The organism is Nocardia sp. NPDC127526 (assembly GCF_042672265.1).
In the GTDB taxonomy this organism is placed as follows: Bacteria; Actinomycetota; Actinomycetes; order Mycobacteriales; family Mycobacteriaceae; genus Nocardia.
Window position 1 is genome coordinate 18,124 of record NZ_JBHXVO010000031.1, and the last position, 18,831, is coordinate 36,954.

18 protein-coding genes are annotated in these 18,831 nt (G+C 69.2%); 7 read left to right on the plus strand and 11 right to left on the minus strand.

Features of this window, described 5'->3' with window-relative positions:
- Positions 1 to 6 precede the first annotated feature (6 nt).
- Positions 7 to 2,025 (minus strand): 1-deoxy-D-xylulose-5-phosphate synthase, encoded by a 2,019-nt coding sequence (dxs, locus tag ACFVIV_RS32675; RefSeq protein ID WP_379203190.1) that lies wholly within the window; start codon positions 2,023 to 2,025, stop codon positions 7 to 9.
- 154 nt (positions 2,026 to 2,179) lie between these two features.
- Here dxs and glsA point away from each other — a divergent pair, with 154 nt between their 5' ends.
- Positions 2,180 to 4,048 (plus strand): glutaminase A, encoded by a 1,869-nt coding sequence (gene glsA / locus ACFVIV_RS32680; protein WP_379203064.1) that lies wholly within the window; start codon positions 2,180 to 2,182, stop codon positions 4,046 to 4,048.
- Positions 4,049 to 4,295: 247 nt separating this feature from the next.
- The gene (locus ACFVIV_RS32685) at positions 4,296 to 4,970 is read left to right on the plus strand and encodes an SIMPL domain-containing protein (protein WP_379203066.1); all 675 of its coding nucleotides are present in this window, start codon (positions 4,296 to 4,298) and stop codon (positions 4,968 to 4,970) included.
- A 257-nt stretch (positions 4,971 to 5,227) separates the two neighbouring features.
- On the opposite strand, the gene ACFVIV_RS32690 is transcribed toward ACFVIV_RS32685, so the two are convergent.
- The 3 genes from ACFVIV_RS32690 to ACFVIV_RS32700 form a co-directional block, all read right to left on the minus strand.
- Positions 5,228 to 6,034, minus strand: a complete 807-nt coding sequence (locus ACFVIV_RS32690; RefSeq protein ID WP_379203068.1) for a hypothetical protein — start codon at positions 6,032 to 6,034, stop codon at positions 5,228 to 5,230.
- 145 nt (positions 6,035 to 6,179) lie between these two features.
- Entirely contained in the window at positions 6,180 to 7,679 is a 1,500-nt protein-coding gene (locus ACFVIV_RS32695) for a class I SAM-dependent RNA methyltransferase (protein ID WP_379203070.1), read from the minus strand.
- Positions 7,676 to 9,664 (minus strand): APC family permease, encoded by a 1,989-nt coding sequence (locus tag ACFVIV_RS32700; protein ID WP_379203072.1) that lies wholly within the window; start codon positions 9,662 to 9,664, stop codon positions 7,676 to 7,678. Before ACFVIV_RS32700 ends, ACFVIV_RS32695 begins: the two co-directional genes overlap by 4 nt.
- Before the next feature lie 219 nt (positions 9,665 to 9,883).
- Between ACFVIV_RS32700 and ACFVIV_RS32705 the strand changes: the two genes are divergently transcribed.
- Positions 9,884 to 10,549, plus strand: a complete 666-nt coding sequence (locus tag ACFVIV_RS32705; protein ID WP_379203074.1) for a potassium channel family protein — start codon at positions 9,884 to 9,886, stop codon at positions 10,547 to 10,549.
- 2 nt (positions 10,550 to 10,551) lie between these two features.
- Entirely contained in the window at positions 10,552 to 11,241 is a 690-nt protein-coding gene (locus ACFVIV_RS32710) for a potassium channel family protein (RefSeq protein WP_379203076.1), read from the plus strand.
- A gap of 22 nt (positions 11,242 to 11,263) precedes the next feature.
- Here ACFVIV_RS32710 and ACFVIV_RS32715 read toward each other — a convergent pair whose 3' ends face one another.
- The 3 genes from ACFVIV_RS32715 to ACFVIV_RS32725 form a co-directional block, all read right to left on the minus strand.
- On the minus strand, positions 11,264 to 11,962 hold the full coding sequence (locus ACFVIV_RS32715; RefSeq protein ID WP_281186339.1) for a sigma-70 family RNA polymerase sigma factor: 699 nt from the start codon (positions 11,960 to 11,962) through the stop codon (positions 11,264 to 11,266).
- 160 nt (positions 11,963 to 12,122) lie between these two features.
- The gene (locus ACFVIV_RS32720; protein WP_379203078.1) at positions 12,123 to 12,911 is read right to left on the minus strand and encodes a DUF3159 domain-containing protein; all 789 of its coding nucleotides are present in this window, start codon (positions 12,909 to 12,911) and stop codon (positions 12,123 to 12,125) included.
- A 5-nt stretch (positions 12,912 to 12,916) separates the two neighbouring features.
- Complete coding sequence (locus tag ACFVIV_RS32725) at positions 12,917 to 13,309, minus strand: OB-fold nucleic acid binding domain-containing protein (RefSeq protein WP_379203080.1); 393 nt, start codon at positions 13,307 to 13,309, stop codon at positions 12,917 to 12,919.
- 163 nt (positions 13,310 to 13,472) lie between these two features.
- Here ACFVIV_RS32725 and ACFVIV_RS32730 point away from each other — a divergent pair, with 163 nt between their 5' ends.
- Positions 13,473 to 14,210 carry an alpha/beta fold hydrolase gene (locus tag ACFVIV_RS32730; RefSeq protein WP_379203082.1) on the plus strand — a complete coding sequence of 246 codons (738 nt, stop codon included), beginning with the start codon at positions 13,473 to 13,475 and terminating at the stop codon, positions 14,208 to 14,210.
- 126 nt (positions 14,211 to 14,336) lie between these two features.
- On the opposite strand, the gene ACFVIV_RS32735 is transcribed toward ACFVIV_RS32730, so the two are convergent.
- Both ACFVIV_RS32735 and dut read right to left on the minus strand, forming a co-directional pair.
- The gene (locus ACFVIV_RS32735) at positions 14,337 to 15,224 is read right to left on the minus strand and encodes a DUF3710 domain-containing protein (RefSeq protein ID WP_379203084.1); all 888 of its coding nucleotides are present in this window, start codon (positions 15,222 to 15,224) and stop codon (positions 14,337 to 14,339) included.
- Positions 15,225 to 15,227: 3 nt separating this feature from the next.
- Positions 15,228 to 15,719, minus strand: coding sequence for a dUTP diphosphatase (gene dut, locus ACFVIV_RS32740; protein WP_379203086.1), 492 nt, complete (start codon positions 15,717 to 15,719; stop codon positions 15,228 to 15,230).
- Between the two features lie 79 nt (positions 15,720 to 15,798).
- Here dut and ACFVIV_RS32745 point away from each other — a divergent pair, with 79 nt between their 5' ends.
- A complete protein-coding gene (locus ACFVIV_RS32745; protein WP_379203191.1) occupies positions 15,799 to 16,272 on the plus strand; it encodes a DUF3093 domain-containing protein in 474 nt (157 codons plus the stop codon).
- A gap of 105 nt (positions 16,273 to 16,377) precedes the next feature.
- Here the strand turns inward: ACFVIV_RS32745 and ACFVIV_RS32750 are convergent, their stop codons facing one another.
- The gene (locus ACFVIV_RS32750) at positions 16,378 to 16,680 is read right to left on the minus strand and encodes a DUF4193 domain-containing protein (RefSeq protein ID WP_379203088.1); all 303 of its coding nucleotides are present in this window, start codon (positions 16,678 to 16,680) and stop codon (positions 16,378 to 16,380) included.
- A gap of 397 nt (positions 16,681 to 17,077) precedes the next feature.
- On the opposite strand from ACFVIV_RS32750, the gene cei reads away from it, so the two are divergent.
- Complete coding sequence (gene cei, locus ACFVIV_RS32755; protein ID WP_379203090.1) at positions 17,078 to 17,758, plus strand: envelope integrity protein Cei; 681 nt, start codon at positions 17,078 to 17,080, stop codon at positions 17,756 to 17,758.
- A gap of 92 nt (positions 17,759 to 17,850) precedes the next feature.
- Here cei and ACFVIV_RS32760 read toward each other — a convergent pair whose 3' ends face one another.
- Entirely contained in the window at positions 17,851 to 18,768 is a 918-nt protein-coding gene (locus ACFVIV_RS32760) for an inositol monophosphatase family protein (protein ID WP_379203092.1), read from the minus strand.
- Between the last annotated feature and the right edge of the window lie 63 nt (positions 18,769 to 18,831).

Consider the following 18,831-nt stretch of genomic DNA (forward strand, 5'->3'; position numbering starts at 1 on the left):
TCGAACCTATTCCGCGAGCGCCTTCTCGGCGACCGGCGGCACCAGGGCCTGCTCGGTCAGCAGCGGCTCGCCCGGCTTCGCGCCATTGGACTCCGCACGACCGTTCCCGGACACGGCGGCGCCGACCGCCGGATGCGCACTGTCGCCGAGCCATCCGGCGATACGCTGCGCGACATCGGACGGGGTGAGACCCAACTCCTGATGCACCTGGGCGCGCGAGGCGTGATCCAGGAACTGTTGCGGCACACCGAGATCGCGCGTAGGCACGTCCACGCCCGCGGCGCGCAGGCGGGCCGAGACCGTACAGCCGATGCCGCCGTGCAGGCCGCTGTCCTCCACAGTGACCACGAGCCGGTAGTTCTCGGCCAGCTTGACCACCGTGTCCGACACCGGCAGCACCCAGCGCGGGTCGATGACGGTGACCGAAACCCCTTCGGACTCCAGCAGTTCCGCCGTCTTCAACGCGAGATCGGCGAAGGCGCCGACGGCCACCAGCAGCACGTCGCCGTGTACCGAACGCGCGGCGGCGTCCTCGACATCGGGCAGGCGCAGCACATCCACTCCGTCGAGGCGTTCGACCGCGGAAATGTCCTCGGTGACAGTGCCTTTCGGGAAGCGGATGGCGGTCGGGCCGTCGCTGATGTGCACGGCCTCGCCCAATTCCTCACGCAGCGTGGCCGCGTCGCGCGGGGCCGCCACCCGGATACCGGGCACGATGCCCAGCACCGACAGATCCCACATGCCATTGTGGCTGGCGCCGTCGTCACCGGTGATGCCGGCGCGGTCGAGCACCAGGGTCACCGGCAGCTTCAGCAGCGACACATCCATGAGCAGCTGATCGAAGGCGCGGTTGAGGAAGGTGGAGTAGATGGCCACCACCGGATGCAGCCCGCCCAGCGCCATACCGGCCGCGGAGGTCACCGCGTGCTGTTCGGCGATGCCGACATCGAACATGCGCTCCGGGAAGCGCTTTCCGAAGGCCGTCAAACCGGTCGGGCCCGGCATGGCGGCGGTGATGCCGACAATGTCGTCGCGCTGCTCGGCCTGCTCGATGAGCGCATCGGAGAAGACCTTGGTCCAGGTCAGCCCGGAACCGCCCACGGGTTCGCCGGTGAGCGGATCGATGCGGCCCACGGCGTGCATCTGATCGGCCTCGTGATCCTCGGCCGGCTTGTAGCCGCGGCCCTTCTGGGTGACCACGTGCACGATGACCGGGCCGCCGAAATCCTTGGCGCGGCGCAGCGCGGCCTCCAGCGCGACCGTGTCGTGCCCGTCGACCGGGCCCACGTACTTCAGGCCGATATCGCTGAACAGCTCCTGCGGCGCGACGGCGTCCTTGATCCCGGTCTTGATGGCGTGCAGCATCGAGTACGCGGAATCCCCCACCCGCGGAATGCTCTGCACAATCCGCTTGGTGGCGTCCAGCGCATGCTCGTACGCGGGTTGCATGCGCAGCCCGGCCAGCCGTTCGGCCAGCCCGCCGATGGTCGGCGCATACGAACGGCCGTTGTCATTGACCACCATGACCACCGAGCGGTCCGGTCCGGCGGCGATATTGTTCAGCGCCTCCCAGCACATGCCGCCGGTGAGCGCGCCGTCGCCGACGACCGCGACCACGTGCCGCTTCTGCCGGGTCAGCGCGAACGCCTTGGCCAGCCCGTCGGCGTAGGACAGGGCGGCCGAGGCGTGCGAGGACTCCACCCAGTCGTGGGCGCTCTCGTCGCGGCACGGATAGCCGGACAGCCCGCCCTGTTTGCGTAGCGTGTCGAACCCGTCCTTGCGGCCGGTGAGGATCTTGTGCACGTACGCCTGGTGGCCCGTATCGAAGATGATCGGGTCGGCGGGCGAGTCGAAGATCCGGTGCAGCGCGATGGTGAGCTCCACCACGCCGAGATTCGGTCCCAGATGTCCACCGGTGACGGCGACCTTGCGCACGAGGAATTCGCGGATCTCCTCGGCCAGCTCATTCAATTCCGGTACCGACAGCCGGCGCAGGTCCTCGGGCGTGTCGACCCGGGAAAGCACTCCCACGGCTATTGCTCCCTCCGGCATGTCTCCTGATTGTTTGCAACAGTCTACGGAGCCCCAACCGGCCCCCGATGCCGGGAACGAAGCGCCACCTGCGACATCCGCTTCGAATGTGAGGCTCCACACACACTACCCGGATACAGTGGGCCGCGTGGGCTCCTCCGTTGCGGAAACCCGTGGGACGGCTGCGACCGCCAATGGCGTTGTGGCCCGCATCATCGACGAGACCTACCGGCGCTTCCGCTCCGACACCTCGGGGGAATTGGCCGACTACATTCCGGAATTGGCTGCGGTGCAACCGGATTCGTTCGGCGTCTGCCTGGCGACGGCGGACGGGCGGATATACGGGAGCGGGGATCTGGAGACCGCCTTCACGATTCAGTCCATCTCCAAACCGTTCACCTACGCACTGGCGCTGGCCGATCGCGGGACCGCGGAAGTGGCCCGGCGCATCGATGTGGAGCCGACCGGCGAACCGTTCTATGAGATCAGTCTCGATTCGCGCACGCAGCGGCCGCGCAACCCGATGATCAATGCCGGTGCGATAGCCGCGGCGTCGCTGATCGAGGGGCGGGACGCGGCCGACCGGTTCGCCCGGATCCGGCGTAGCTACAGCCGATTCGCGGGGCGCGAGCTGAGCATGAACGAGGCCGTGTACGCCTCCGAGGCACGCACCGGCTACCGCAATCGGGCCATCGGGTACCTGCTGCGCGGGGCGGGGATTATCGATATCGACCCGGACGAAGCGGTCGATCGGTACTTCCGGCAGTGCTCGATCGATGTCACCTGCCGCGATCTCGCCCTCATGGCCGCGACCCTGGCCAACAATGGCGTCAACCCGCTCACCCACGAGCGCGCCCTGTCCGGGCCGCTGGTCGAGCAGGTGCTCAGCGTCATGACCACCTGCGGCATGTACGACGCCGCCGGCGACTGGGTGACCACCGTCGGGCTGCCCGCGAAAAGCGGTGTGGGCGGCGGGATTCTGGCGGTGCTGCCCGGGCAGATCGGCATCGCCGTCTACTCGCCGCGCCTGGACGCGCACGGCAGCAGCGTGCGCGGGGTGCAGGTCTGCCGCGATCTCTCGAACCGGCTGGGACTGCACTTCCTGCACGTGACCCGCGCCGCGCACACCGCCATCCGCACCGCGTACTCGGTGACCGAGGCGCCCTCCCGGCTGCGCCGCGATCCGGACGACTTGGCGGTGCTGCGCCGCTACGGCGACCACGCCCGCATCTTCGAACTGCACGGCGACCTGCTGTTCGCCGGAGCCGAATCCACGGTGCGCGCCGTCGAGGAGACTCCCGGCGAACTGGACGCGCTCGTGCTGGACCTGCGCGAGGTGGGCGATGTCAGCGCCGTCGCCGTCCGCATGCTCGACGATCTGCAAGCCGAACTCGCCGCCACCGGATGCCGCGTCGCCCTGGTCGACCCCGAAGCCAAACTCGGCCACTTCTCCTCCAGCCTCGACCCGGCCGATCCGCGCGGCCGCGTCTTCGCCGACCGCGACAGCGCCACCGAATGGTGCGAACAACTCGTCCTGGACAAACACCGCCCGCCCGGCGAACTCCCCCACGCCGCCCTCACCGTCGATCAACATCCCGCCCTGATCGACCTCGGCGAACACGAACGAGCCCGCCTCGCAAAAGAATTCGAGATCCGCACGGTGGCCCGCGGCGAACTCATCATCGCCCGCGACACCCCCCGCGCGGGCCTGTTCCTCATCCTCGACGGCCGCGTCCGCATCACTTTCGAGGACCGCACCGGCCACCGCCACCGCCTCGTCTCCCTGGCCTCCGGCATGTCCTTCGGCGAAATCCCCATGCTCGCCGGCGTCCGCTTCAGCAATGACATCCACGCCGAAACCACCGTCCGCCTCGCCGTCCTGCCACCCGAGAAATTCGACCTGCTCACCAGTGAGGCTCCCGAGATCAAACTCGCCCTCCTGGAACGCCTGGCAGCCGCCGCCTACGCCCAATCCGACGCCGCCATCCGCGCCCTCGCCGCCCACGGCAATACCTGACCGTCCGGGAGCGCACGCCGTGGAGCGAATGGCAGGGCGCACGACGCGAAACGGACTGGCGGAGCGGACGACGCGAAGCGAAAGGGCGGAGCGCACGGCGCGAAGCGGGTGGCCGGAGCGCACGGCTCGGCGCGGGCGGGGCGGAGCGCACCGCGCGAAACGGGCGGAGCGCACGGCGCGGAGCGGGTGGGCGGGGCGGGCGGCGTCGGTAGGATCGGGCGGGGCGGGGCCGGACGAGGAGGATGGCGTGACCAGCAGTGAGAGTGCGCTCGGCAGCATTACGACCTTCGGTTCCGGGAGGGCGAGCGCCACACCGGACATCATGCGGGTGACCATCTCCATCGAGACACGGGCCGAGTCGGTGGCGCCCGCCTACGCCGCCGCCGGGCAGCGCACCGATGCGGTGGTCAAGGTGCTGCGCGCGGATGGTGTACAGCCACGCGACATCTCGACCAGCGGGCTGTCGGTGCGCACCGAAACCGTATGGACCGACGGCAATCGCGAGCAGCTCGTCGGCTACGTGGCGAGCACCTCACTCACGGTGACCCTGCGCGATATCGGAAAAGCCTCCGCCGACGGCGGTCCGGCGCAGATCATCGCGCACGCGGTCGACGCGGGCGGCGACGACGTCCGCCTCGGCGGCCTGACCCTCACCGTCTCCGATGAAGAGAGCCTCCTCACCCGCGCCCGCGACGCGGCCTGGGACCACGCCCTCGCCAAGGCCGAGCAATACGCCGCCCGCGCGCGACGCGCCCTCGGCCCGGTGCTGGAGATCACCGAAAACACCTCCGGCCCTTCGGTACCCATGCCCCGCATGAAGCTCGCCGCCGAAAGCGCGTACGCGGGCGCCTCCCCGATCCCGGTCGAACTCGGCGAAAGCGAACTGTCCGCCACCGTCCGCGTCACCTGGCAACTCACCTGACCGCGCCGAGCTGACGCGCGCGCGTCACCTGGCCCGCGAGCGCCGGTCATCCCGGCGTGCGTCCCACTACTGGTCATCCCGGCGTGCGTCCCACTACTGGTCATCCCGGCGTGCGTCCAACTACTGGTCATCCCGGCGTGCTTTTGGCCGGGATCGCCCACGGTGTGGTGGATTCCGGCCAAGGACGCGCCGGAATGACGAGGCGGACCGCCGGAATGATGAGTGGACTTCGGCCGAGCGCACCGCCGAGTGCGCCTTCAGAGGTCGATATGCTCGAGCAGGGTGGTCGCGCGGGCGGCCGTCAGTTGGATGCGGAAACGGGCGGCGTCGGTGCGGGTTCTGTGCGGGTGCGGGTTGTCGGAGGTGAGGACGCGGAGGTCGCGGAGGAGGCGGGTGCCTTCGCGCACGGTGAGGCGGCCGGTGTCGACCAGGTGGCGGACATTCTTTGTGCTGTCGAGGTTTTGGGTGCCGGCGGCGTAGGCGGTGAGGTGTTCGAGGGCGGTGCGGAGGTTTTCCTCGCAGGCGGTGTAGTCGCGGGCGGCGTAGCGGGCGATGGCCTGTTGCAGGTGGTCGAGAGGTGTTTGCTGGCCGCGTAATTCGAGTTCGGTTTCGATGAGAGCGATCTGCTCGGCCAACGGGAGGGGCAGGCGGTTGGTGGGGCGCAGGCGGCAGCGGCCGGTGGCGTCGGGGCCGTCGCCGACACGTTCGATGCGCAGTTGGTAGCCGTCGGCCAGGAGCGCGCTGCGCAGGTCGGGGAGCCAGGACGGGAGTTGTTTGCGCTCCACGGATTCGCCGCGCAGGAATTTCTCGACCGTCACCTCGACCAGGTTCAGCAGGGCCCGATCAGCGTCAGCATTGCCGCCCAGCGCCGCCATCCGGGCGCCGTACACCGGTGTGACCAGCCGTCCCCAATAGCTTTCGGCATTCACCCACAGCTCGACCTGATACTCCGGGCGCTTGAGATCCACACTCAGCAGCAGCCCTTCGAGGGAGTGAAACCTGGCCTGATCGCCGTAGATCAATTCGGCCACCGACACCAGCGTCGGATCGGACAGCGTAGTCATGAGCAACATCTTGACGGATGCCCAACTTCACCGCCGCGCAGCCCGTGCTCAGTGGGAAAGCCCGAGATCAGCGCTCCGGCAATGGAATGCACCCTGCATGCATGTGCGCGTGCATGCACTTGGCGCGAAGCTGCCGCGACCGGGCTCAGCGCTCCAGCACGGCGATGCATTCCACGTGATGCGTTGCCGGGAAAGCATCGAAGACTCGCAGCCCAACCGGTCGATAGCCCGCGCTTCGATAGAGACCCACATCCCGCGCGAAAGCGGCCGGGTCACAACCGATATGAACGGTCCGCCGCGGCCCCCGCTCTGCCAGCGCGTTGATCACATCCTTCCCCGCACCGGCCCGCGGCGGATCCAGCACCACCACATCCGGTGCGGTGGACGGCTGTTCGACAATCCACCGCTCCACCCGCTCGGCCCGCAACTCCACCGCCCCCAGATCTCGCAGCGCCGCTTGCCCTTCGCTCACAGCGGTCCGAGAAAACTCCACGCCGTGCACCGCCCCGCCTGCCCCGACCCGCTCCGCCAGCCGCGCCGCGAAAACACCGACCCCGCAGTAGAGATCCCACGCCAGCGCCCCCGCCGTGGCATCCGCCCATTCCCCCACGACATCCGAATAACACTGCGCCGCACCGAAATGCGGCTGCCAGAACCCGGTGGCCGACAACTCCCACCGCCGCCCCGAAACATACTGAACAGCCCGCCCGCTCCCCTCGACCACCCGCTCGTCCCGCACACTGTGCGCCGCCGCCCGCCGAGCGGCCGTACTCCGCCGATCCCCACCCCCGCGCCGATCCCGCCGCCGGTCACCACCCCGCGCGCCCCGATCCTCTTCCGGCGGAGCCAGTTCGACGATATGCCGCACCCCATCCCCATCCACGGCCACCACGAGATCCGCCCCCGGCGTCCACTCCCGCTCCGCGATCCCCGCCATGGCCCCCGCCATCGGCTGCGGACACCGCAGATCCGCGATCACCTCCGTCCCCCGATACTTGTGCACCCCGGCCCGCCCCTGCGCATCGACCACCAGCCGCACCCGCGACCGCCACCCGCCCGAATGCGCCAGCGGCTCAATATCGCCCATGCCCCCCGCGATCTCACCGATGCCACGCACAGCGAAGCCGACTCCCCGCGCGACGCCACCCACGCCCAACCCGGCCCGACGCGGGCCCGGCCCGCTACCGGGCGCTCCCGGCACCCGATCGGATCCGGTACCCGCCCGGCCGGACTCACGCATCGGCGCGGCACCGTAACTGGCGAGCGCAGGAATCTCCTCGACCACGAACTCGGGCTCCCAGTCCGCCAACCGACGCAACTGCTCGCCCACCACCGCAGCCTTCAACGCCCGCTGCGCTTCGGGTGTGGCGAAGGAGAAGTCGCAGCATCCAGCCCCGCCGGGTCCCGACACCGGACAGGTCGCCGGCACCCGATCAGCAGACGCCTCGAGAATCTCCACCGCATCAGCGCGGCAGAACGACCCGCCCCGATCCTCGGTGACCACCGCCCGCACCAACTCCCCGGGCAGCCCGTGCCGTACGAACAGCACTCGCCCTTCGTGCCGCGCCACGCAGAACCCACCGTGCCCGGGCGGTCCGAGCCGAACGTCGACAGTCGTTCCGCGCCAATTCTCCCCAGAGCTCACGCGTCGTCTCCGAAGCCGCGGCGGACGGAGCCGGGGGCGTTGACGGTGCGGAGTTGGGCGGCTTTGGCGGAGGAGGTGAGCTGCCAGGGGACGCTGGTGACCATAACGCCGGGTTCGAAGAGGAGGCGGCCCTTGAGGCGGAGGGCGGACTGGTTGTGCAGGAGTTGTTCCCACCAGTGGCCGACGACGTATTCGGGGATGAAGACGGTGACCACGTCGCGGGGGGCGTCCTTGCGGAGGCGTTTGACGTAGTCGATGACGGGTTTGGTGATTTCGCGGTAGGGGGATTCGATCACCTTGAGGGGCACCGCGATATCGCTGATCTCCCATTCGCGGACCAGGGCGCGGGTGTCGGGCTCGTCCACGTTCACCGTGATGGCCTCGAGGGTGTCGGGGCGGGTGGCGCGGGCGTAGGCGAGGGCGCGCTTGGTCGGCAGGTGCAGCTTGGACACCAGCACGATGGAGTGGGTGCGGCTGGGCAGGACGCCGTCCCATTCGAATTCGTCGAGTTCGTGGGCCACCGTGTCGTAGTGGCGGCGAATCATTTTCATGAGCCCGAAGATCGCGGCCATGGTGACGATGGCGATCCACGCGCCGGCCAGGAACTTGGTGACGAGCACGATGACCAGCACGGTGGCGGTCATGGTGAGGCCGATGGCATTGATCACCCGGGAGCGCTTCATGCGCGCCCGCTGCGCCGGATCGGTCTCGGTGCGCAGCAGTCGCGTCCAGTGCCGCAGCATGCCGGTCTGGCTCAGCACGAAGGACACGAACACGCCGACGATGTAGAGCTGGATGAGCTTGGTCACCTCGGCCCCGAACATGACCACGAATGCGATGGCGGCCCCGGCCAGGAAGAGAATGCCATTGCTGAACGCCAGCCGGTCGCCGCGAGTGTGCAACTGGCGCGGCAGGAATCGATCCTGCGCCAGGATCGAGCCCAGCACCGGGAAGCCGTTGAAGGCCGTGTTGGCGGCGAGCACCAGGATCAGCGCCGTGACGATGGTGATGAAGAAGAACCCGAACGGGAAGCCGCTGAACACCGCGTCCGCCAGCTGCGCCACGAGCGTCTTCTGCTCGTATCCCGCGGGCGCGCCGATCAAATCGGCGGTGTTGTGCGCGTAGACGATGCCGACTTCCTGCGCGAGGATGATCATGCCGATGAACATGGTGATGGCGATGCAGCCCAGCAGCAGCAACGTGGTCGCCGCATTCCGCGATTTGGGCTTGCGGAAGGCCGGCACGCCATTGCTGATGGCCTCCACGCCCGTCAGCGCCGCACAGCCGGAGGAGAATGCGCGAGCGATGAGGAACACCAGCGCGATGCCGAACAGATGCTCTTCCTCGGCCTTCAGTTCGAACCCGTAGGACTCGGCGTGCACCTGCTCACCGAGCAGCCCGATCCGGGTGAACCCCCACACCAGCATGACGAACATGCCGATCATGAACGCGTAGACCGGAATCGCGAAGGCCGTGCCCGATTCCCGGACGCCGCGCAGGTTCATGGCCGTGAGCAGCACGATGGCCACCACCGCGAACAACACCTTGTGCGTGGCCACGAACGGAATCGCCGACCCGATGTTCGACGCCGCCGAGGAGATCGACACCGCCACGGTGAGCACGTAGTCCACCAGCAGCGCGCTGCCCACCGTGAGCCCCGCGGTGGGCCCGAGGTTCTTGGTCGCCACCTCGTAGTCGCCGCCGCCGGACGGGTAGGCGTGCACGTTCTGCCGATAGCTGGCCACCACGACCGCCATCACCAGCGCCACCGCCACACCGATCCACGGCGCGTACACATAGGCCGACAGCCCGGCCACCGACAGCACCAGGAAGATTTCCTCCGGCGCGTACGCCACCGACGACAGCGCGTCGGACGCGAACACGGGGAGCGCGATCCGTTTGGGGAGCAGCGTGTGCCCCAGCGAATCGCTACGGAAGGGGCGGCCCACCAGCATTCGTTTGGCAGCCGTCGTCAACTTCGACACTTTAGGCAGCATAAGGGAGCCCGGGACCACTCGCGTCCACGGCGCGGCGCGCGCCCGGTGACGTCGTACCGTGGGACATGAGCAGTGTGACTTTTGCCCCTTCCGGTTTGAGTCAGGACCGGAGGGGGAAAGTGCCTCGGGAAAAACTCGAACGGTACGGTTGCTGCCCGGACAAGCAACCAGACCGCACATACGGTTTTCGGGAATGGGGTTCGCACGGTGTACGTAGTGATCATGGGGTGTGGACGAGTGGGATCCTCACTCGCGCGCGCCCTGGTCCGCATCGGCCACGAGGTCGCGGTGATCGATCAGAACTCCAGCGCCTTCCTGCGCCTGGGCCGTGATTTCCCGGGCCTGTGCGTCACCGGCGTCGGCTTCGACCGGGATGTGCTGACCCGCGCCGGAATCGAGAAGGCCGGCGCGTTCGCTGCGGTCTCCTCCGGCGACAACTCCAACATCATCTCCGCCCGCGTGGCCCGCGAGACCTTCGGCGTGGAGCGCGTGGTGGCCCGCATCTACGACGCCAAGCGCGCCGCGGTCTACGAGCGCCTGGGCATTCCGACCATCGCCACCGTGCCGTGGACCACCGACCGGTTCCTGCGCACCCTGGTCTCGGATCAGTCCACCACCACCTGGCGCGACCCCACCGGCACCGTCGCGGTCACCGAACTCGTGCTGAACGAGGAGTGGTACGGGCGCACGGTGAAGTCCCTGGAGGGCGCCATCGGCGCGCGCGTGGCCTTCCTCATCCGCTTCGGGCAGGGCGTGCTGCCCAATGGCAAGACCATGCTGCAGGCCGATGACGTCGTCTACATCGCCGCCACCTCCGGCACGGTCGGCGAGGCCGTCGCCCTGGCCGGCAATCCCCCCGCGAGCGAGGACTGATCATGAAGGTAGCCATTGCGGGCGCCGGCGCCGTCGGCCGATCCATCGCCCAGGAACTGCTGCGCGGCGGTCATGCGGTCATGCTGCTGGAACGACGACTCGATCACATCGATCCGGCCAGCGCGCCCACCGCGGTGTGGACCCATGCCGACGCCTGCGAGCTGGAGACGCTCGAAGAGGCGGGCCTGGAAACCTATGACGTGGTCATCGCCGCCACCGGCGACGACAAGGTGAATCTGGTGTTCAGCCTGCTCGCCAAGACCGAGTTCGGGGTCGGGCGCGTGGTGGCGCGGGTGAACGATCCGCGCAACGAGTGGCTGTTCGACACCTCGTGGGGCGTCGATGTCGCCGTGTCGACACCGCGACTGCTGGCCTCGCTGGTCGAGGAGGCGGTGTCGGTGGGCGATCTGGTGCGGCTCCTGACCCTGCGCCAGGGTCAGGCCAATCTGGTCGAGATCACCCTGCCGACCGATACGCCGTTGGCGGGCAAGGCCGTCGGCAAGCTGAAGCTGCCGCGCGACGCCGCCCTGGTGACCATCCTGCGCGGCGGCCGCGTCATCGTGCCGCAGGCCGACGATCCCCTCGAAGGCGAGGACGAGCTGCTGTTCGTGGCCTCCGTGGAAGCCGAGGACGATCTGCGGAAGGCCCTCGGCGTCAACGGTTTCGGTAGTACGGTCGGCGCGGGCGCCTGAAACGCGGCGCCTGCGGCCCGCATTACGAAGCGGCCCGCAGTTCGGCGCGCAGCTTGTTCAGTGCCCGATGCTGCATGACCCGGACCACGCCCGGGCTGGTGCCGATGGCCTCGGCGGTCTGCGCCGCCGTCCACCCCAGCACGATGCGCATGACCAGCACCTCGCGGTGGGTCGGCGCCAGCACCTTCATGAGTTCCCGCGTGGCACGGCGGGTTTCGGACGCCAGCGCCCGCTCCTCCGGCCCGGCCTCGGTCTCCGGGGTGTCCGGGAACTCCGCCACCGGATAGGCCGGGTGCAGCTGCGCCCGGCGGAACGCGTCGGCGACCTTGTTGGCCGAGATGCCGTACACGAACGCCAGGAACGACTTGCCCTGATCCCGGTAGCGCGGGATGGCCTGCACGGTGGCCAGGCAGATCTCCTGTGCCACATCGTCGGCCGTCACGTGCAGATGCGCCGAGCCGCCCATGCGCGCCGCGCAGTAGCGGCGCACCAGCGGGTAGACGATCTTGAGGATCTCCGACACCGCCTCCCGGTCGCCACCCGCGGCCGGGCCGATCAGCTTGTCCAATTCCGCGGCCGCGCGCCGGGATTCCGACGTCGCCGCGCTGTTCTTGTTTCCCCGCCCCGCCTGGTGCCGGCGTGCGGCCGCACTCTGCGTCGTCGCACCGCGCCCCACGCCACGGTCCTGCGACTCCGCCACTGCCTTGCCGTCGGTAACCAACTCCCCGATCCTTTCGCCGTTTCGTCTCATGACGATCGTGCTTTGATCGAGGCCCCCGAAATAGACACCCCAGGGGTGGGTATGCCACCCCCTCTTCACCCCTGATGCCCCCGAAGGTGTTGCGCGGTCGCAGTTTAACGCGATAAAGCGCCGATGACGGTCAGTTCGCGGCGGATTCGGCGGACCTGGACGCGGGCAAATGGCCCGCTCGGCGCACCGCCCACACCGTCACCACCAGCGCCACCGCCGTGAGCGGCCAGCCCATGCCGATGCGGGCCGCGGCCAGCCAGCCGGTGCTGTCGGCGTCGTAGAGGTGGTTCTGCACCAGATACCGGGCGGCGAACACCACCGCCCACACCGCGGTCGCCAGATCGTAGAGCCGCACCGCGCGGCGGTCGGAGCGCCAGTCGTGGCCGTGCCCGTTGAGCACGCCCCAGATGACGCCCGCGAGGGGCCAGCGAACCAGCAGCGACACCAGGAACACGCCCGCGTACACGAGACTGGCGTAGATGCCGAACAGGAAGAAACCCTTGGCCTCGCCCATACGGTAGGCGATGAACGCGCACACGCCGACGCCCAGGAAACCGGAAATGGCCGGCTGCACCGGACCCTTGCGGATGATGCGCCACACCAGAATCGCCGTAGCAACCCCCAGGGCGGCCCAGATGGCCGTGGTGAGCCCGCGCCAGGTATTGACCGGCACGAAGACCAGTACGGGCAGTGAGGAGTAGATCAGGCCGCTGAAACCGCCGAGCTGTTCGAGCAGGGTCTGCTCGGCCGCCTCCTCGCGGGCCTCCTCGATCTCCTCGGCGAGCAGTTCGCGTTCGGCCTCGGCCAGCTCGGACTCCAGGAGCGCGGAGCCTTCCAGCTCGGCGGGGCTGTCGGGGGGCTCGTCTTTCGCAAGGCGGCCGGTGCGGCCCTCGTCATTGCTGCTGGCGGGTATCGGCATAGGTGTCAGGAGCTCTCGCGGAGTTCGTAGTAGGGGTTGAAGATGACCTTGCCGCCGGCGCGTTCGCCGATGCGGCCGCGGACCAGGATACGGCGTCCCGGTTCGATTCCGGGGATGCGGCGGCGGCCGATCCAGACCAGCGACACGCTGTCGGTGCCGTCGAAGAATTCGGCTTGGATCTCCGCGCCCGCCGACTTGGGGCAGGCCTCGACACTCCGTAGCCGGCCGAGCATGGTGACTTCCTCACCGCGCCGGCATTGTGATGCGTGACAGGCGCCCGACGCTTCCGACGTCTCGGCCAGCTCCTCCGCATCCAGACGATCCAGGTCCTCGGTCAATCGGCGGCTCAGCCGCCGGAAATAGCCCGAGGGTGTGTCCTTCCCACCCGTGGATGGCATCTCGCACGCTCTCCCATAGAGCAGACGGCGTGGGTCTCACGTCGTTGTTCCTTCCACACGCCTGGGTGGGTTCGTCACCCGAAGGAGGCTGTGGCCGTACACCGCCACTGTAGAGGGGTCGGCCCGCACCCGCCATCCGCGCCCGTCGCAGTACGCTCGGCCGGTGCCCGATCTACCACTTCCGGCGGCCGGCCGCGCGCGTCCGCGAATTGCCGTCGCCTTGCCCGGGACCGGCTCCGATGCCCATTTCGCCGCGCGTGCGTTCGGACCGGCCTGCGCCGCAATGGAAATCACATTTCTGCCGGTGGATCCGGACCCGCGGCGGGTCATCGGCAGCTATCGCGACGCCCTGGATCGGGCCGCGGCGGACGGGCCGGTAGTGATCGCGGGCATCTCGCTGGGCGCGGCGGTGGCCGTGGAATGGGCCGCTGAGCGCCCGGAAGCGGTCGCGGGCGTGGTGGCGGCGCTGCCCGCCTGGACCGGCGCGGACACCACCGGCTGCCCGGCCGCGCTGAGTGCCGCCGCCACCGCCTCGGCGCTGCGCGCCGACGGGCTCGAGGCCGTGATCGACGGCATGCGCGCGTCCAGCCCGGCCTGGCTCGCCGAGGCCCTCACGCGCTCGTGGCGGTCCCAATGGCCGGATCTGCCCGCGGCTTTGGCGGAGGCGGCCGCCTATCGCTGGCCGGAGGCGGAGGTGTTGACGAGCATCACAGCGCCGGTGTCGATCGTCGGGGCGATCGACGATCCGGTGCACCCGTTCGAGGTGGCGAAGCAGTGGGCCGCGCTCATTCCGGGGGCCGAACTGCATTCCATCACCCTCGGCGAGCTGGGTGCGGATCCCTCGGTGCTGGGCGCGCGCGGCATTGCGGCGCTGTTCGCGCGCGGCACCGAAACCGCTTGACGGTCGAATCCCCGAAATCCCCCAGAGCTCCCCGAATCCCCGGCTGTCCGAATCCCCTGGACAGCTCCCGAAACCCCCGGATAGCAAACGACCTTCGCTTCCCACCGGGAGGCGAAGGTCGTTTTTCTAGTTGAGCCCCAGCTGCTGCATGGCCGAGCCGTCGGCGCCGCGGCGTGGCGGCTCCTGCGACTGGGTCGGAATCCCCGGCTGCGGCCCGCCCTGCATGGCGGCCAGCTGCGCGGCCACGGCCTGCTGCTGCGCCTGCAACTGCTGCTGATGCGCGGCGGCCAGCTGGTCGGCCAGTTCCTGCGGCAGCACCACCGGCAGCGGCTCGCGCACCGGCAGCGGCTCGTCACCGCGGCGGACCACGGTCTCACCCAGAATCGCGCGCGCCGCGGTCACCAGCGGCTGGCCCTCGTCGGCCGCGCCGGACGGGCCGGCCGCGACCAGGCGCACCATCCAGCGATATCCGTCCACGCCGATGAAGCGCAGATCCGCGCCCTCGGTGACGGCGTGCAGCTCGCGGCCCCACGGACCGTTCTGCACCGACACCTGGGCGCCGTCCTTGCGCAGGGTGTCGGCGAGATCGGCCGCGACCGAACGCCATTGGCCCGCGGTCTTGGGCGCGGCGTAGGCGGCCACGGTGATGCGGCCGTGCTGGGTGGCCAGGTGCACCGCCTGCGGCGCGCCCTCGGGGGTCATCTCGACCTGCAACTGGCCGCCCGGCGGGACGGGCAGGATGACCGAGCCCAGGTCCAGGCGCTGATCGGCGATGGCGGCCAGCCGGTCGGCGACATCCTCGTAGTTGTGCGGGCCCATGCGCGGCGTGTCGTCGCCGCTGGGCGCGCGGAGCTCGTACTCCGACTCGTCATAGTCCGAATCGTCGTATTCGTCTGCCTCGTACTCGGTTTCGTCGTAGTCGGCGTCGTCGTACTCGTCGTATTCGCCGTACTCGTCGTCGTACCGCTGCGCGGGTTCGTCCGCGCCGTCCTTGCGTTTCTTTCTACCGAACATCCCTCATGCCTCCTTGCCGGCCGCTCGACCCGCCTCCGGGGTCAGGCTGGCGTGCCCACCGCTCGATCCGTATCCTCCTGCGCCCCGCTCGGTTTCGTCGAGCGAGCCGACCTCCACGAAATCGACCAGCTCCACCTTCTGCACCAGCAGCTGGGCGATCCGGTCGCCGCGCCGGAGCTCGATGGGCGTGCGCGGATCGTGATTGATCAGGCACACCTTGATCTCGCCCCGGTAACCGGCGTCGACCGTGCCGGGGGTGTTGACGACCGAAAGCCCGGCCTTGGCAGCCAGACCCGACCGCGGGTGGATCAGTCCCACGGTCCCGATCGGGAGCGCGACCGCGATGCCGGTGCCCACCAGCACCCGCTCCCCCGGTTCGATGATGACGTCCTCGGTGGTGCACAAGTCCACGCCCGCGTCGCCTTCGTGGGCGCGCGTCGGTACGGGGATGCCGGGATCGAGCCGCAGCAGGGGGATGGATGGAATACCGGTCACGTACGCCGAGCCTACGCGCTCACCACCGCACACCTTGACTTAGTCTGATGACGTGTCCGACCAGCCCCCTCAGGTGACCATGGAACCTCAGCAGCAGACCACCGCCCGCTACACCGAGCGCCTCTGGGTGCCGCTGTGGTGGTGGCCGGTGGCATTGGGCGTCGCCGGTTTGATGGCGGCCGAAATCCACATGGGCGCACCCGGTTTGCGCGCCTGGCTGCCGTACGCGGTGCTGTTCCCGGTGGCGGTCTGGGTGCTGCTGTGGATGTCGCGGCACAAGGTGGAGGTGGTGCCCGACTCGGCCGGCACCCCGGAGCTGCGCGTGGATCGCGCCCATCTGCCCGCCACCTTCGTGGCCCGGGCGGCGGCGGTGCCGGCCAGTGCGAAGAGCGCGGCGCTGGGTCGCCAACTCGACCCGGCCGCCTATGTCCAGCATCGGGGCTGGGTGGGCCCCATGGTGTTGCTCGTACTGGATGATCCCGACGATCCGACCCCGTACTGGCTGGTCAGCACGCGTCATCCCGACAAGATCATGGCAGCGCTGGGTCTCTGAGGTATCCGCCGGGCCGCGCTGCGAGACCCGGCAAGATCCTGACCGCGCTCGGCGTACCGAGCGCGGGCTGTCGGATATACCTTCTTCAGGGCTACGCGCCTGGGCTCAGGCCGCGCAGTCCATGCAAATCAGCTGACCGCCCGCTTCGCTGGCGAGCCGGCTGCGGTGGTGCACCAAGAAGCAGCTCGAGCAGGTGAACTCGTCGGCCTGCTTCGGGATCACCCGAACCGAGAGCACCTCCTCGGACAGGTCCGCGCCGGGAAGCTCGAACGACTCCGCGGTATCGGATTCGTCGATATCCACGACGGCGGACGCGGCCTCGTTGCGACGAGCCTTCAGCTCCTCGAGCGAGTCCTCCGACACTTCGTCGGTTTCACTGCGCCGCGGTGCGTCATAGTCGGTTGCCATGTCGTCTTCCCCTCGTCCTTACTCCGTATATCCCGGACCGGCGCACCTGTGCCCGGTTCCTGCTGGAACCGTGCGCGGGTGTGCCGCCCCGCCCGTGGCGTACGTCACGCGTACACCGGTCACCGATCGGGCCGGATGCATCTGTTCCGCACCGGATCGCGCTCGGTCAACGCAGGGCATGCCCTCGTTGTTCCCGAAATCGACCCCCCGATTCAACCCGGGCGATACGATCTGGGCCGCCAGACAATAGCGGACCCCTGCGCAAAAGTCGCAATCAAAACACTCGCGACTCGAAACTGAGGGGCAATCGTCACCGACGAGGTAACACTCCGAGACCTTCACCGGACTTACCGAGACCTTCCACGCGTTGACCGCGACGTTTTCGTAGAGTGATGGCGTGGTTTCACTGATCACCCAAGGCAAATCGACCGATCCCCGCAGCGGGCGGCCGTTCATCCGGCGACGGTGGGAGCCGTGGGCGGCCATGGTGGGCGTCATAGCCTTGATCTGCGTCGGAGTGTGGTTTCGCGCACTGACCCAGACCGAGGCCGACACCGGGGCGATCGCCTGCAACTCGCCCAGCCCGGCTACCAACGCCTCCTCGACCGCGGCCGTGCCGCTCGGACAGCGGGTGTCGCCGTCACGGTTACGCGATGTGGAGCCGGCCGCGCTGGCGCAGGCCAAGGTGCGGGTGTTCAATGCCAACGGGCAGCGCGGGCAGGCCGCGCACGTGGCCTCCGAGCTGGGCGATCTCGGCTTCGCGAGTGCGCCGGATGTGCAGGTCGGCAATGATCCGGTCTATGTGAACGGCGATCTGGAGTGCGCGGGGCAGATCCGCTTCGGCGTGAACGGCCGCCCGGCGGCGGCGTCGGTGCAACTGGTCATGCCGTGCGCGGAGCTCATCGAGGATGCGCGCACCGACGACAGCGTGGATCTGGTGCTGGGGTCGCTGTTCCGGGATCTGCGGCCGAGCACCGACGCCGAGGAGGTGCTGCGGTCGCTGAAGAATCCGACGCCCGGCAGCGCGCCCGCCATCGACTCCAAGCTGCTGGAGGCCGCCCGGCACGCCAAGTGCTGAAAATCGCAGTGCCGAAACCAATCCGTGAATCGCCGCGCCCGTACCGGGCGCGGCGATTACTTTTCGGTCACCCCGGGCCGTCTACCCGGCTGTCACGGTTGCGGGATAGGGGTGGTGACATCCAAGCGCTCGAACAGACCGATCAGTTCGTCTGCTATTCCGGGGGCCGCGGCCACCACCAACTCCCCTGCCGCACCCGGCGAGTCGGGCGCCGGCACGCGCACGCGAGCCCCCGCCTCGGCGGCGATGAGCGCGCCCGCGGCCCAGTCCCACAGGTTCAGGCCGTGCTCGTAGTGGGCGTCCACCCGGCCCTCGGCCACCATGCACAGATCCAGCGCCGCCGAGCCGATCCGGCGGATATCGCGGACATAGGGCAACACCTGGGCGACCAGTTCGCCCTGCCGGGTGCGGCGCGCATTGCCGTAGGCGAAGCCGGTCGCCACCAGCGCCATGGCCGCCGACTCGACGTCGTTGCAGCGCAAGGCGATCGGCGCCGCGCCCGGGGCGGCGCGATGCGCGCCCTGACCCAGCCCGGCGCTGTAGGTGACGCCGTGCGCCACATCGGCCACGGCGCCGGCGACCGAGCGCCCGCCGCGCACGGCCGCCACCGAGACCGAGTAGGCCGGAATGCCGTAGACGAAGTTGACGGTGCCGTCGATCGGGTCGACCACCCAGTGCACGGCGTCCGGGTCGGCGGCCAGGGTGCCGCCGTCCTCCTCCCCCAGCACGTGGTCGCCGGGGCGTAGCTCGGCCACCAGCTTCCGTACCAACTGTTCGGTCTCGGTATCGACTATGGTCACCGGATCGGTCGGGGTGCTCTTGGACTGCACGGCGTCGGTCTCGCGCGCGCCCGGGCCGAAAACCTGGGGCCGGCGCTCGCGCACATGGGCGGCGGCGGTCTCGGCCAGATGCACCGCCACGCGCCGCAGTTCGGCGATCTCGGCCCCATCGGCGGTCGGGGTGGTGTTCGATGCGGTGGAAGTGAAATCGGATTCCGGCACGAGGTCCATCGCAGCACAGATCCGGCATGGCGCGCATTAGGCTTGTCGTGCACGACACAGCTCATCAGGGAG